13 protein-coding genes are annotated in these 13,500 nt (G+C 42.9%); 3 read left to right on the top strand and 10 right to left on the bottom strand.

Annotated elements, in window-relative coordinates; translation table 11 throughout:
• Nucleotides 1-17: 17 nt before the first annotated feature.
• The 3 genes from FFR60_RS01305 to FFR60_RS01295 all read right to left on the bottom strand — a co-directional run bounded on the left by FFR60_RS01305 (nucleotide 18) and on the right by FFR60_RS01295 (nucleotide 2,082).
• Nucleotides 18-302, bottom strand: a complete 285-nt coding sequence (locus FFR60_RS01305; RefSeq protein ID WP_137662664.1) for a PTS sugar transporter subunit IIB — start codon at nucleotides 300-302, stop codon at nucleotides 18-20.
• Between the two features lie 25 nt (nucleotides 303-327).
• Entirely contained in the window at nucleotides 328-771 is a 444-nt protein-coding gene (locus tag FFR60_RS01300) for a PTS sugar transporter subunit IIA (RefSeq protein ID WP_137662663.1), read from the bottom strand.
• Nucleotides 772-1,098: 327 nt separating this feature from the next.
• Complete coding sequence (locus tag FFR60_RS01295) at nucleotides 1,099-2,082, bottom strand: helix-turn-helix domain-containing protein (protein WP_137662662.1); 984 nt, start codon at nucleotides 2,080-2,082, stop codon at nucleotides 1,099-1,101.
• 100 nt (nucleotides 2,083-2,182) lie between these two features.
• Here FFR60_RS01295 and FFR60_RS01290 point away from each other — a divergent pair, with 100 nt between their 5' ends.
• The gene (locus FFR60_RS01290; protein ID WP_137662661.1) at nucleotides 2,183-2,797 is read left to right on the top strand and encodes a GNAT family N-acetyltransferase; all 615 of its coding nucleotides are present in this window, start codon (nucleotides 2,183-2,185) and stop codon (nucleotides 2,795-2,797) included.
• Nucleotides 2,798-2,850: 53 nt separating this feature from the next.
• Here the strand turns inward: FFR60_RS01290 and FFR60_RS01285 are convergent, their stop codons facing one another.
• Nucleotides 2,851-3,819, bottom strand: a complete 969-nt coding sequence (locus tag FFR60_RS01285) for an AraC family transcriptional regulator (RefSeq protein WP_137662660.1) — start codon at nucleotides 3,817-3,819, stop codon at nucleotides 2,851-2,853.
• Nucleotides 3,820-3,961: 142 nt separating this feature from the next.
• Here FFR60_RS01285 and FFR60_RS01280 point away from each other — a divergent pair, with 142 nt between their 5' ends.
• Nucleotides 3,962-5,998, top strand: coding sequence for an FAD-dependent oxidoreductase (locus tag FFR60_RS01280; RefSeq protein ID WP_137662659.1), 2,037 nt, complete (start codon nucleotides 3,962-3,964; stop codon nucleotides 5,996-5,998).
• 92 nt (nucleotides 5,999-6,090) lie between these two features.
• Here the strand turns inward: FFR60_RS01280 and FFR60_RS01275 are convergent, their stop codons facing one another.
• The 5 genes from FFR60_RS01275 to FFR60_RS01255 all read right to left on the bottom strand — a co-directional run bounded on the left by FFR60_RS01275 (nucleotide 6,091) and on the right by FFR60_RS01255 (nucleotide 11,730).
• On the bottom strand, nucleotides 6,091-7,509 hold the full coding sequence (locus FFR60_RS01275) for a glycoside hydrolase family 1 protein (RefSeq protein WP_137662658.1): 1,419 nt from the start codon (nucleotides 7,507-7,509) through the stop codon (nucleotides 6,091-6,093).
• Nucleotides 7,510-7,698: 189 nt separating this feature from the next.
• A complete protein-coding gene (locus tag FFR60_RS01270) occupies nucleotides 7,699-8,454 on the bottom strand; it encodes a MerR family transcriptional regulator (protein ID WP_137662657.1) in 756 nt (251 codons plus the stop codon).
• Nucleotides 8,455-8,464: 10 nt separating this feature from the next.
• Nucleotides 8,465-10,438 (bottom strand): HelD family protein, encoded by a 1,974-nt coding sequence (locus FFR60_RS01265; RefSeq protein WP_137662656.1) that lies wholly within the window; start codon nucleotides 10,436-10,438, stop codon nucleotides 8,465-8,467.
• 194 nt (nucleotides 10,439-10,632) lie between these two features.
• Entirely contained in the window at nucleotides 10,633-11,304 is a 672-nt protein-coding gene (locus tag FFR60_RS01260; protein WP_137662655.1) for a DUF2922 family protein, read from the bottom strand.
• A gap of 42 nt (nucleotides 11,305-11,346) precedes the next feature.
• Nucleotides 11,347-11,730 (bottom strand): hypothetical protein, encoded by a 384-nt coding sequence (locus tag FFR60_RS01255; RefSeq protein WP_088934972.1) that lies wholly within the window; start codon nucleotides 11,728-11,730, stop codon nucleotides 11,347-11,349.
• 536 nt (nucleotides 11,731-12,266) lie between these two features.
• On the opposite strand from FFR60_RS01255, the gene FFR60_RS01250 reads away from it, so the two are divergent.
• Nucleotides 12,267-12,860: a histidine phosphatase family protein gene (locus FFR60_RS01250; RefSeq protein WP_137662654.1), complete on the top strand. Its 594-nt coding sequence runs from the start codon at nucleotides 12,267-12,269 to the stop codon at nucleotides 12,858-12,860.
• Nucleotides 12,861-12,996: 136 nt separating this feature from the next.
• Here the strand turns inward: FFR60_RS01250 and FFR60_RS01245 are convergent, their stop codons facing one another.
• Nucleotides 12,997-13,470 (bottom strand): cyclophilin-like fold protein, encoded by a 474-nt coding sequence (locus tag FFR60_RS01245; protein WP_171004839.1) that lies wholly within the window; start codon nucleotides 13,468-13,470, stop codon nucleotides 12,997-12,999.
• Between the last annotated feature and the right edge of the window lie 30 nt (nucleotides 13,471-13,500).

The following is a 13,500-nucleotide window of genomic DNA, read 5'->3' as shown; positions in this document are numbered from 1 at the left end:
CCCTCCCATGAACTTCCTTACCCTAATTCAGCTAAGGCCGCCTCTAATTTTGTTTTGATCTCATTTTTGTCTACGATATTGCCGATCCCGATTATTTTGTAAGGCAGATTCTTTTGGACCAATTCCTCAGCAACATCGGGTAACGTAATAATCATTTCTCCGTTAAAACCCGGAACACCATCAAGTGATGAATGCTCAACCTCAATGGGGAAATCATTGGTTTTGACTACTTCGGCGACTTTGATCTTTAACATCAAGCTTGAACCTACTCCTGCACGACATGCTACTAGTGCTTTATACATATTTACTCGCTCCTTTTCTAAGTAACTACTGCTGGTTAAAATAATTAATAAACTCTTCTTTTGACGACACCTTTTCCAAAAATTCAATGAAACGCTGTTGACTTAACAAATCCGCCAGCTTTGACAGCAGCTCAATATGATCATTGCTCGCCTTAGCGCTGAGAGGAAAAAGATATTTTACAGGATCATTCGTTTTATGCCCTGAAACAACTGGAACTTTCAATCGAACAAACCCTAAACCTAATTTGTTGGCCCCATCCTCTACGGGTGCGTGAGGCAAGGCGATATTTTTTGTAATGACGATATACGGGCCCGTCTCTTGATAAATTCGAATGACCGCTTCAACATATTTATCTGTTACAGCGTCATTTTCGATTAATGGATCAAAGGATTTTTTGATCGCTTCTTCAAAATTTTCCGCTTCTACATCCAATTGGATATAGGATTCTTCGATGCTTTCTTGCAGCACTTAGTTCACCTCTTTCTTGTGGTTTTCCTTTACATCCTCACTATATTTGATAACGGATACATCTACAATCCCAAGTCGGTTCGCTTTATTTTGACAAGCCAAGAAGAACTGAACCGATTGACCGAAAAATCGATAACATATGCGGAAAAGCCTTTTATTCTGTCGTTTTACGCGACTTTTTTTGATCAGCAGTTCACTTTTTTATGGAAGATTTAGAAAGATTGGTCTAACTCGTTTAGAAAAATTGATTTTCGGCAAAACAAAAAGACCAGCCAATTATTCATCAGCTAGTCTCCGGCTTCTTTAAAGATGATCGCTTAACCATTCCTATGAAAAAACGAACCAATTATTGGGATTTTCTTGATTGATCAGAATTCCCCGCAGCATCTCTTCGCAGGCCTGTTGAGATCCAGGCTGCTTTAAGATGCGAAAAATTGAGATCGCCTGTTCACAGTTTTGTTTTCCTGTTTCAAGTGAGCCGGAAATGATTTTTACCCACCCTTGATAAAAAAGCAGCTTCGTATTATTTAATAAATCACCCTGATCATAAAGCAATGTCTCGGCTTCTGCCAGCGCTTCTTTTGCCCATGTCAATTTCCGAAAGTTTATGAACGTCGAACAGGACCCGAATAATAATTCAAACTTCATTTGCTGCATAATTTGAATGCCTGCTTCCTTCTGTGTTCGAGAAACGGCTGTTCTTAACAACTGATGGACTGTTTCGACTGGAAAGCTGAATTGAAAAAAGCGGAAGATCTGCACTTCGAAGACGCCCCAATTTTCTACATTATAGAGATGGTTTACAACCGGCTTTGACAGTTGATGAAGCTCCGCGAATAATTCATCAATCACTGCGGTCTTCCCCTGATCCCGATCATCATTCAACTGATAATTTAAACTCAGCAATTGACATAAAAGAAACAAGAACTCATCGCCCTGCGTTTGGTGCTTGAAGTTCTTTTTCAGTGCATCCATTTGTTGGATTCCTCTGGAAAAATCCCGCGACTCATTCGTCTTTCTATTGTATTTGAAAATTTGATTCAAATAATAGGTAAATTGACCGGTCATGTAAAAAGGACGATCAGAAAGATATTCGTAAGGCTCATCGCCGCGACTCTTTGCTCGCAAATAAAGAAACTCTTCCATTGAAACATTGAGCCGCTCCAATAAATGCTCCAACCGATGAAAGCTGATCTTCGAATCACCCTTTTCAAACTTACTGATAAAGGAACGACTGTTGATCTCATCGGCTAGGTCCTGCAGGCTTAGCCCGCGATCCTTGCGTAGCTCCCGAAAAATTTTTCCTTCCATCGTTTTCCCTCCTTCAAATTCCACTATAGTAGAATTTCCGCTTTATTTCAGTGTATGTTATCTATACTGAATGAACAAGTTGAATTTTAGGAGGACACACATGAGACTGGCGACAATCGATGACTTACCAGCTATGACTGATTTTATTTACGAACGCTTTTCAAAGCTTGAATATTTTACTTTTTTAACGGACGGTATGGAGGATCAAGAAGCATTTCTCAAAAAGCTCATTATCGCAGAGCTGCCGCTGTTGATAAAATATGGGGAAATTCGTTTATACGGCGAACCGCTTGCGGGGCTCATCAGCGGAATTCCCTCAAAGGATTTTACCTTGATGCGGCAAATTATCTGCTCCTTTCCAGTTCGGAAAATCATCAGGACGATCCCGAAAAAGGAGCAAAAGCAGTTTATGCGAAAAAATAAGCAGATCGGAGAAATCCATTACTCGCTCCCATGGCATAAGAAATACTCAAAAAACAGCTATTATATCTCCCAGATCGCCGTGGCGAAAGAGGCTAAAGGGACTGGACTCTTGCGTGAGATGCTGACGCCGATTATGGCGGAGTGTAAAAAAAAGAACATGGATATTGTTCTTGAAACAATGAGTGAGGCAAATGTGCCGATTTATCAGCACTTCGGCTTTGAATTGGTCGAATTTCATCACAGCTCCAGTGTTCCCTTTGATGAATATTGCTTCATTAAAAGAGCGACTTGAGTTAAAAAGGAGAAACCTGCCAATCAAATCCTGGCAGGTCTCTCCTTTTTTATCTAATTAATAAATTTCGCTGACAAGGGGCAGTCTGCCAAATCGGCGGCTTTGGGCATCGTCTGCATCTTCTTGCGATATTGGTTGGGTGAGAGGTGATATTTTTCTTTGAATCGCTTGCTGAAATAGGCGGAATTGTTGAAGCCGCATTGAAAGGCGATTGCTGTAATCGAATCATTGGTCTGATACAAACGGATCGCGGCCGTCGTCAAGCGCAGGTCATTTAAATATTGGCTAAAGGAAAAATCAGCGACTTGAAAAACTTTTTGCAGCGTGCGGATCGAGGTCTGGCAATAGTCGGCGGTTTGTTCGATCGTCAGACGATCGTCCTGCAAGTTTCTCCGCATGAAATCGGTCGCGATCACTAGCAGCTCATTGTAATTTTTGCGTTCTAAAAAAGGTGCAGTCTCGGAAAGCCACTCGCAAAAGAGCTGGATGAAATGCTTTAACAGCAAGCGGTTTTCCTCTTCTGAGCAAGCGGAAAATTGTTCGGCGATCTGAAAAATCATTTCTAATAAAACTCGGCCCATCCCCTTTTCAGCATCGATGATCCGACTGGTCATTGAATCAGGCAGCAGCTTTTCTGTTTGGCAATCCTGCTGAATAAAGAGATTGATCCCTTCCGTCTTTTTTTCCCGTTGGTATTTGCTAGTTGCCCGCAAATCGAAAATACCGATCGTATAATCCTTTAAAATACTCGTGTTTGTGCCATCTGTGTGCCGTTCAAAGCCATTTCGGATAAAACGAAAGCCTAAGTAGCCTTTTTGCTCCTCGGTGCAGCGGGTGAAAATTCCTTGGGAACGATCGACGATACTGTGGGTCAAAACAATGCGGTCCAATTGATAAATTCTGGAAACAGACAGGGTTTCTTGGGGACTATTGATCGTGTAGCGGTAATTCAACTGAGACAAGCCCTTTGAATAATCCTGTGATTTAGAAAATCGTGTGCAATGAATTCCTCTTTCTGTCATCTGCTTTTTTCCGCTCCCCTCGCGTAATAGTTATATTCCTCGGGCGCCAAAATCATAGCGTTCTTCATCAGATATCCTATACTTAAATTATACTATTTGTTCAATTTTTCACAACTATATTTAATGAAGGAGGAATTGTTCTATGTCCGCAAATTTTAAGCATTTGTTTTCCCCGCTGCAGGTTGGTTCTGTTGAAATTCCCAATCGGATCGCAATGATGCCGATGGGTGTGTTCTCGCCCCGTTTATTGAGTACCGAGACTGTTGCCTACACTAAAGAAGGCGCCGATTACTACATTGAAAGAGCTAAAGGCGGCACCGGATTGATCATTACCGGTTTGATGCCGGTGGTGGCGAATATGGGCTTTTGTATTTTAAGCAATCCCGAGGGCTATGTCAGAGAGATGAAATATTTGATGGATGGCGTTCATGAGGCTGGCGGAAAAGTATTCGTTCAATTGACTGCGTTGACTGGGCGGGCGAATCATGGCTTAGTTGGTATCTGCCCCGCTCCTGCTCCGATCCAAAACGTTTGGGACCCGACGAAAACTGATCGCGGTATGTCCAAAGAAGAGATCAAGGAATATATTGAAAACTTTGCCAAAGGCGCCAAACTGGTGCAAGAAGCTGGCGGCGACGGCGTTGAAATCCACGCGGTTCACGAAGGCTATTTGCTGGATCAATTTGCCATCTCCTTCTTTAACCGACGGACCGATGAATACGGCGGCTCACTAGATAATCGTCTGCGAATCATCAAAGAAATCGTTGAAGCCATCAAAGCAGCCTGCGGAGAGGACTTCCCTGTTTCCATGCGCTACAGTGTCAAAAGCTATGTGAAAGACTTTAACCGCGGAGCGCTTCCCGGTGAGACCTTCGAGGAAAAAGGCCGTGATTATGAAGAATCCTTCATCGTTGCGAAAAAGCTAGAAGAATTCGGCTATGACATGCTGAACTGCGACAACGGCAGCTATGACTCCTGGTTCTGGGCACATCCGCCAATGTATATGCCGAAAGCCTGCAATTTAGAAGATGTGATGAAGGTGAAGGAAGTTGTTTCTATTCCGGTGGCTTGTGCCGGCAGATTCGATGATCCGGCCTTGGCCGATCAAGTGATCGCCGACGGAAAAATAGATGTCATGGGGATGGGACGGCCGCTGCTGGCTGATCCATATGCACCAAATAAATTTGCGGACGGCCGCTTGGACGATGTTCGGCCATGTATTTATTGCCATCAAGGCTGTTTGGGACGGATTTTCCAATTCAAGGATATTTCTTGTGCGGTTAATCCTGCCTGCGGTCGGGAAAAGAGCTACGCTTTGACTCCTGCTGAAACGAAGAAAAAAGTTTTAGTCGTTGGCGGCGGGATCGGCGGCATGGAAGCGGCGCGTGTTGCTGCAATTCGCGGTAATGCGGTTGATTTATTTGAGAAAACCGATCAGCTAGGCGGCGTGTTCGTAGCCGCAGCAACACCTGATTTCAAAGAAGACGATCGCCAGCTGTTGGCTTGGTACAAGAAACAAATGAAGGATCTGGAAATAAATGTTCAGCTGAACAGCGAAATCACTGAGGCGCAAACAAAGGGCTACGATGAAATCTTCGTTGCTACCGGCGCAAACGAACGCCGCTTAGCTACTCCTGGATTTGAAGATGAGCATGTGACTTACGCCATTGAAGCGCTGCGTTATAAAGAAATCGCAGGCGAAAATGTGGTGGTAGTCGGCGGCGGCTTGACTGGCTGCGAAATTGCTTACGATCTGGCGAAAAAAGGCAAGAAAGTGACGATCGTTGAAGCCAGCGAAACGATTTTGAACGCCTTTGGTTTATCCGCAGCCAATTACAATATGATGATGGAGCTGTTGGATTACTATCAAGTCACAGTCTTGAAAAATTCGGTGGTCGATAAATTCACTGACGGCACCGCCTATGTGACAGAGACGGTCAAGAACTATCCGAACGTCGCAAATCGCGCTCAGCACATGTTCGCTCTAGGCGTTCAAGGTATGCCGAAAGCACATGAAATTCCAGCCGATGACATCATCGTTTCTGTTGGCTACACTCCAGATGATGCCCTTTATCAAGCGATCCAAGCCGAGAATGTCCACTTGATCGGCGATGCCAAGAAACCAACCAATGTCATGGATGCCATCTGGGCAGCCTATGAAGCGGCTATGAATGTGTAAATCTAAAAATTCCAAGCTCGGATGTTGAGCTTGGAATTTTTTTGTCTATAATTTTACTGGCAAGTCGCTAGAACTTCTCGGTTTTTGTCTTATTATGCTAAATCTTCCCCATTAGTCGCAATCACTTTTTTATACCAATAGAAGCTGTCTTTGCGGCTGCGATCAAAGCTTCCATTTCCTTCATCATCTTTATCCACATAAATGAAGCCGTAGCGTTTCGACATTTCACCTGTTCCGCCGGAAACCAAATCGATACAGCCCCAAGGCGTGTAACCAATCAGATCAACGCCGTCTTCCACCGCTTTACCCATTTCCTCGATATGCCGACGAACATAATCGATGCGATAATCATCATGGATCGAACCATCGGCCTCAACCTGATCGACCGCACCCAAACCATTTTCCACGATCATCAACGGAATTTCATAGCGATCGTATAATTCATTCAAGGTGAACCGCAGTCCGACCGGATCGATCTGCCAGCCCCATTCACTCGTTTCTAAGTAATTATTTTTCACGCCGCCAAACAAATTACCGCCGACGCGGTCGCCGTTTTCATCAAGATCCGCCGTCACACAGCTAGTCATGTAATACGAGAAGGTATAGTAATCAACGGTGCCCTCTTTCAAAATTTCTTCATCGCCTGCTGCAAATTCCAGCTGAATATCATGCTTCGCAAAATAATTCTTCATATAATAAGGATATTTACCCTTCACTTGGACATCGCCGCAGAACCAATTCAGCTTTTTCACCAGCTCTTGATTAGCCAAAACATCTTCTGGTTTGCAGGTCAGCGGATACATGGTCATGTAGGCCAGCATACAGCCGATTTTGAAATCAGGATTGATCTGATGACCGATCTTCACGGCTTTGGCGCTGGCGATAAACATGTGATGCAAAGCTTGGAAACGCCGCGCTTCATCGTCCTCTTCATCCAAGATCCCTAATAGATTTCTGCCTCCCAAAGGTAACGTGCCGAAGTTAATCTCGTTAAAGGTCAGCCAGTATTTCACTTTATCTTTGTAATGCTCGAATAAGGTCGTCGCATAGTTTACGAAAAAGTCAATCGTCTTGCGATTTGCGAAACCGCCATAGTTTTCAGCCAACGCATAAGGCAACTCAAAATGGCTGATCGTCACTAACGGTTCGATCCCATATTTTTTACATTCATCAAAAACCCTGTCGTAAAAAGCTAAACCCGCTTCGTTTGGTTCCGTCTCATCGCCTTTAGGAAAAATCCGTGACCAAGCGATACTCAAACGGAAAACTTTAAAGCCCATTTCCGCAAATAACGCGATGTCTTCTTGATAGCGATGATAAAAATCGATCCCATCGTGATTAGGATAATAGCCGTCTGGTTCGATCGTCGGCGTCATCACCCGATGTTTGTGCAATCCGCCGGCACGCATATGATCAGGAATACTTTCCCCTTTGCCGTCTACGTCCCAAGCCCCTTCACATTGATTGGCTGCTGTTGCGCCGCCCCATAAAAAATCCTTTGAAAATGCCATTTGTTTTTCCTCACTTCATTCAAATTTTGGGTGATTGCTCCTAAAAACGTCAAAAACCTGTCGACAAATAAAGCGCTCCTCACGCTCGATTTATCAACAGGTTTAGCTTGCTCTAAGCAATCACTATCCATTTATATTTCATTCCACAAGAATTATACCACTACGTAATTAAAAGTTGCAAACGCTTTTTTAATGATTCTGATTGAAAAAACGTTCCTGCATTTCCGCCACTTGCGTTTTCAATTCCCGTGCATTGCTTTTGGCCTTTTCCAGCGAGTCGATTAAATTATCGCAGGCCGTGATGATGCTGTCATCTGGACCGGTGGGATTAAGCAGTGTTTTGATCGTATCCTGCTTTTCCTGATCGATCGCATTCAGCATGCGCAAAATCGCCGCCAAGGAATACTTCGCAGACCTTAAAGTACGAATAATCTTTAGGCGTTTGATGTCTTCATTATCATAGGTTCGATAATTATTTTTGCTTCTTTTAATCGTAAGCAGCCCATTTCGTTCCCAATTTCGCAATGCTTCAGAGGTCACACCTAAATACTCGGCCGCCTCGCTTCTGGTAAGTAAAAGCGGTTCGTCTTCCGTTTTGCCGGCAAGCAGCTCTTCTGCTACGTTGATCACGTCATGGGCATCGGCGATTTCCTGATCGACTAATTCCAGATAACGATCAAGCAAAGACTGCGCTTCTTCAAAATCATAGCGCGCCACTGCCTTGACCATCTCCACCATTGTCAGCCTCAGCCCCGATTGCAGCACCTCGATTTGAAAGGCGACTTGAGCGATTTTGATCGTCTCGATATGATAATCCGTAAAAACACGGTAGCCGTTTTCCGCCCTAGGAGGAATGGGGATCAGTTCCCACTCCTCGTAACGACGGATCGTATTCGGATGTAGTCCGACAATGTTTGCTACCTCGGAGGTACTATAGGTTTTCATCTTGATTTCCTCAATCTTTAACTAAAAGTGTCAGTTCATGCAAGGCTCTGGAGCAGCTGGTATACAGGCAGTTGCTTTTTTCCTTCAGCTGGCGAGAACGAATATCCGGCAAGATCACCTGATCGAACTCTAAGCCTTTGGCAAATTGCAGCGTGGTTAAAATGATCCCCTCCGCAATTTTCTTCGTGTCCTTTTCAAAACGAACCAGCTGCTCCTCTGGAAAAGCAGTTTCGATCTTCGCTGCTTCCTGCCAATTCTGACAAATTATACCACAAGATTTATGGTCGCTTGCGTTGAAATCCCTGATTTTTTTAGCTAAATATTCTCTATTGTAGGCGTGCACCTCGACTTCTTTTCCATGGCGCTCCACCGGCTGGATTTCCTCGCTGTCGTCAATAAAGCGTTTGGCAAATTCCATGATTTCAAAGCTTGAGCGATAGCTGGTAACGAATTTCAGCAAGCGCGTCTTGGAAAGTGCCGTCTGAAGCTCACCGAGAAAATCGTCATCAGTGGAAACAAGCATCTGATGAACATCCCCGCAAATCGTTTTTTGACAAGGAAACAAGCGATCAATCACCGAAAGCTGCAGGACAGAATAATCCTGCATTTCATCGATCACCAAATGTTGAACCTGTTTATTGGGCTTGATCCCCTCAATCATTATTTTAAAAAATAAATAAGGAAACAAATCGGAATAGCTGATAACATGCTTTTTCTTGGCATATTCCAAATTGTTTGCGGCTAAAAATTTGTAGTAGTCGGTTAAACTGCCCGTGGTATGGATCATTTTCTTGAAGTACAGCTCTAGCTGTTTGGCAAATTTTTCGCGGCGCAATTCCGATACCCGTTTACTAAAGAAGCTAGAAAGCTCTTGGATAAGCTCAAACAAACTTTGCTCCGGCTGCTGATCGATGACTCGCTTGATTTCTGCTGGTGAGATCCTTTGATCATCGATCCTAATTTCTGCCGCAAAAAGCTGGCGCTTCAACTCTTCGCCGTGGCTTTGCAGCTTTTCAAAAAAGGCTTTTGATTGCTTATAGCGGTAATTCTTTGCCTGCTGCGAACTGGAATTTTCTAGGACCTCTCTCAACTCATCTTGACGATTAGTTATCCAATATTTTTCATCAATGAACAGCGTCGCAAGACTGACAATATCGACTTGCGGCAGCTCATCTTCACCCAGCTCCGGCAAAACCGTGGAAATATAATCCGCAAACACCTGATTCGGCGATACGATCAAAATATCCGACGCGGACAATTCCTCCTTCTTCTGATAAAGCAGATAGGCCATGCGATGAAGCGCGATCGACGTTTTCCCCGAACCCGCGACACCTTGGATGATCAGATTCTTGGTCTTGGTATCTCGAATCGCCGCGTTTTGTTCCCTTTGAATCGTGTGGATGATGGTCTTCATTTCATTGGAGGTGCTTTTGCCAAGTTCTCGCATAAGTAGCTCATCGTTAATAGCATCATTAGTATCCACCACAAAGTTGATTCGACCGTTCTTAATTTCAAATTGCCGCTTTAACTGCAGCTTTCCGTGGAATTTTTGATTATGGGATTCGTAAAAGGCCTCACCAAGAGAAAAATCATAATAAAGCGAAGAAATCGGTGCCCGCCAATCGTAAATCAACTGTTCACCGTACTGATCCGCAAAGCCGTAACGGCCGATATAAAAATCCTCCGACTCGTCGTCTTCGGCAAATTGAAAAGCGATCTTGCTGAAATAAGGTGTCTCTTTTTGGTAATTCAGCTTTTTCAGCACATTTGCTTCCAAAACGCTTCGACTGTCGATAAATTTCAAGTTTTGCTGGTGATTGTAAACTTCATATTTGTCCAATTCATTTTTATAATCGATCGTATAATGCTTCAGCTCTTTGTAATTCGCCTCATTGGTATCCAACGTCGCTTCAACTTCTTTGATCTTTTGTTTTAGTTTGCTGGTAACCTCTGTCAAATAGTGCTCTTCAGTCGTTGATATCATCCAATCCTCCCCTTTCGTCAGTCTCCATCTTAGCAGAGGGACTTAGGGTTGGTGTTATAGTGGAGGGTTCGAAAATAAAAGAACAGCACAAATAAACGAGAGATATCTGGTACAACTCGTTTCTCTACTATTAATAAGCCTATTCAATTATCTATTGATCGAATACCAACGTTGGATTTTGATCCGATCGGACTCTATTCTTTAGGCTTATACTTGTTAAAGCGTTCTAACAGCTTATGATTGATCGGTTTGCTTCTCCTCTTTTTGACTATTTCCTGATCGTCTTTTTTGGCTTTGGGTTCCTCTTTTATCTCTGTGCAGACCACATTTTCTCCCTCAGATGCTTCTGCAATTAATGACGCCAGCGCTGGTTTTTCCAGCTCTTCATAGGAAATCCCCTTTAGGACCGTCTGCTCCGGTAAAACCTCCGCAACCATCGTTGTTAATTCAGCTTCCGACATCGTGAGAATATCTGCTTCTGCTGGAAAATCCAGCTCCATCTGGGTGATACCCGCTTCCCCTTCATCAGCAATCCGTATCGTAAAACCCTTTTTAGACACTTCAAGGGTGGAATTTTCTTCTATCTTATAAGCAGAGATTGTGTCAGCCGCAAATTGGGCAGACCACTCCGGCATAACCGCTTCATCTACCTCGCCAAATATCGGTGTTTCGGTCACTTCGACAAATTTGGCCCCAACAACTTTTTGAAATAATCTTGTCGTCCCCTTTTCGAACAAGTTCATTGTCGTAATTTTCTCCAGCGCTGCTTTGATTTCTTTCGGTGATTTATTTGAAGCTGGCTCATCCATGCTCCAGTGATGTTTTTTGCCTAGGCTATTTTCAAATACAGCGACTACTTTTCGCATCTTTTGCCTCCTTGCTTAGCGATTTTCCTCTGATCATACTCGTCAAGACCCAGCTAGCCCTTGTAAGGGTCCTTCAATAAATTGAGTATAGAGAGCTTTTAATTTATTAACGACGACATCCTTTAGAGAAAATAGGCGGATCGTTAACTGCTTCCATTCTTTTGCATCAAAGTATTCCTTGAAATATATATAATAACGGCGCAAAGCGCTGGTAGTTTTTGTTTTTAAGAAAATGTCGCGGACAAGCGACTTCATAAAAAATGAAAGATCCGCTACGCCCAGTTCATCACGAACTTGAATCGCAATTAAATATTTAAGTGTGCTTTTCTCATCACGGGTCTCTTGATAAAAATTAGTAAGGCGCTTTTCGAGCGTCTTGGGTTTTAAATTAAAAATCTGGCGTACATTGAATAATTGCTCGTTCATCTTGTAATATCCTTTCTACTTTTTTTCGTTGTCGACACCTAGACTTTAATCCTAATCTGCAAATGCTGTCAACACGGGAAAATTTTTATTTCGCTGAAATTGGGAAATTCACAAATGAACAAGACCGTAATGTCAACGCTCAGCAAAACAAAAAAAAGAAACTTTTTTATTTTGATATTTTTGATTAAAAAATTAGAAAAAAAACTATCATCTAAACGGCGTATACGCGAAAAAACAACAATATCTTCCACGCACAAAAAACTCTTAAATAAGCTGATAACACGCCATCCAGCGCTTTTTTTCATTCATTAAATGAATCACTCAAAATTCTCACTACTTTGTGAATTTGCATATTTCACTCCTTCTCTACAAAATGATGAAGGTTGTTTCACCGAGAAAATCAGGGCACCTTATTTTCATGTACTCCGACCGCTATCGATAGCCTATTTTCAAGTCATCAAATGTTTTTACAAATAAGGATGCGTTATTAACTTCTATTTGATAGTATTTAAGTAATGAATGAACTGGAGGAAAAAATGACTAAGAAGCTATTTTTGATGCGTCACGGCGAAACATTATTCAATCAATTGAAAAAAGTTCAAGGAGCCTGCGACTCTCCTTTGACAGAAAAAGGGATTCAGCAAGCCCGTTTAGCACGAGAATATTTTCAAGATCGCAATATTCAATTCGACCACCTGTACGCCTCTACACAAGAGCGTGCCTGTGATACCTTGGAGATCGTAACTGGCAGTAAAAATTATCAACGACTGAAGGAACTAAAAGAAATGGGATTCGGCTCCTTTGAGGGCGAGCAGCAGTTTTTACAACCCCTTGGCCCGGAATACTTCGATTCCTTCTATCTTCAGTTTGGCGGCGAATCCATGTCTGGGGTCCAAAAGAGAATCACGGCTGCCCTGCATCAAATCATGGCTAAAGACGATCATCAGAATGTCTTAGCAGTTTCCCATAACGGAGCCTGCATCAGCTTTCTTCAAACGATTTGGCAAGGCGACGGCAATGAATTGGTTCGTGCGTTTCCAAATTGCGCGATCTTTATCCTAAATTATGCAGACGAGAAGTTTCAACTAGAGGACATTATTGATCCGGCAACGAGAAAAAGCATTTTATAAATAACAATTCCACCAAGTAATAATGTGCGCAAAAAGCGTCTGACTCAGTTATTGAGTCAGACGCTTTTTTGCTTAAACATTTACGAAAAACGAGTAGATCATTACTTTTGCTAAGGGAAACTTTTCCTTTATTATATCATTTACTTCTCTCGATCTGGATTTCATCTATCCCAAACCGCTCTGCCAGATTTTGTGTCTCAACGATTCGACCAATCCTTGTATACGAAAAATTAGTTTCAAAGGATTGATAAAAAATAACTAGAGTGTCATCTCCGTACAACATTACGTCACCTGCTTTGATCTTCCCAACTCGCGTTGCATTAGTTGGAAGACTTTGAGGAAGATCATAATATTTTTCATTTTGATGCAGGTCTTGCATCCTGAATTTTTTCGGCAGGATCATTCGTAATTTTTCCGCCGTTTGGTTCTGCTCTAGCTTTACTTGGAATTCGTCCCCGTTGATCCGTAATCGCATGATTTCTTCGTTCTCCTCTTTACTGAATGCTGTTGATTCGTTCGTCCGCGAATAATCGGGTGAAGAGCAGCCGGCAAAAGCGCTCAAACAAACTCCCGTTATTCCGATCAAAAAGAATCTTTGGAGGAATGTCATTTCCATCAACTCCGCTATCACTTGAAAGCT

Origin of the sequence: Enterococcus hulanensis, assembly GCF_005405485.1 — a bacterium.
Lineage (GTDB): Bacteria > Bacillota > Bacilli > Lactobacillales > Enterococcaceae > Enterococcus_A > Enterococcus_A hulanensis.
Note: the sequence above shows the minus strand (reverse complement) of the source record. Positions and strands in the feature narration are given on the sequence as shown.

Excerpts from the sequence above, each read along its gene's own strand:
- FFR60_RS01305 (WP_137662664.1), bottom strand. The coding sequence starts at position 302 with ATGTATAAAGCACTAGTAGCATGTCGTGCAGGAGTAGGTTCAAGCTTG.
- FFR60_RS01295 (WP_137662662.1), bottom strand. The coding sequence starts at position 2,082 with ATGGAAGGAAAAATTTTTCGGGAGCTACGCAAGGATCGCGGGCTAAGC.
- FFR60_RS01290 (WP_137662661.1), top strand. The coding sequence starts at position 2,183 with ATGAGACTGGCGACAATCGATGACTTACCAGCTATGACTGATTTTATT.
- FFR60_RS01285 (WP_137662660.1), bottom strand. The coding sequence starts at position 3,819 with ATGACAGAAAGAGGAATTCATTGCACACGATTTTCTAAATCACAGGAT.
- FFR60_RS01280 (WP_137662659.1), top strand. The coding sequence starts at position 3,962 with ATGTCCGCAAATTTTAAGCATTTGTTTTCCCCGCTGCAGGTTGGTTCT.
- FFR60_RS01275 (WP_137662658.1), bottom strand. The coding sequence starts at position 7,509 with ATGGCATTTTCAAAGGATTTTTTATGGGGCGGCGCAACAGCAGCCAAT.
- FFR60_RS01270 (WP_137662657.1), bottom strand. The coding sequence starts at position 8,454 with ATGAAAACCTATAGTACCTCCGAGGTAGCAAACATTGTCGGACTACAT.
- FFR60_RS01265 (WP_137662656.1), bottom strand. The coding sequence starts at position 10,438 with ATGATATCAACGACTGAAGAGCACTATTTGACAGAGGTTACCAGCAAA.
- FFR60_RS01260 (WP_137662655.1), bottom strand. The coding sequence starts at position 11,304 with ATGCGAAAAGTAGTCGCTGTATTTGAAAATAGCCTAGGCAAAAAACAT.
- FFR60_RS01255 (WP_088934972.1), bottom strand. The coding sequence starts at position 11,730 with ATGAACGAGCAATTATTCAATGTACGCCAGATTTTTAATTTAAAACCC.
- FFR60_RS01250 (WP_137662654.1), top strand. The coding sequence starts at position 12,267 with ATGACTAAGAAGCTATTTTTGATGCGTCACGGCGAAACATTATTCAAT.
- FFR60_RS01245 (WP_171004839.1), bottom strand. The coding sequence starts at position 13,470 with ATGACATTCCTCCAAAGATTCTTTTTGATCGGAATAACGGGAGTTTGT.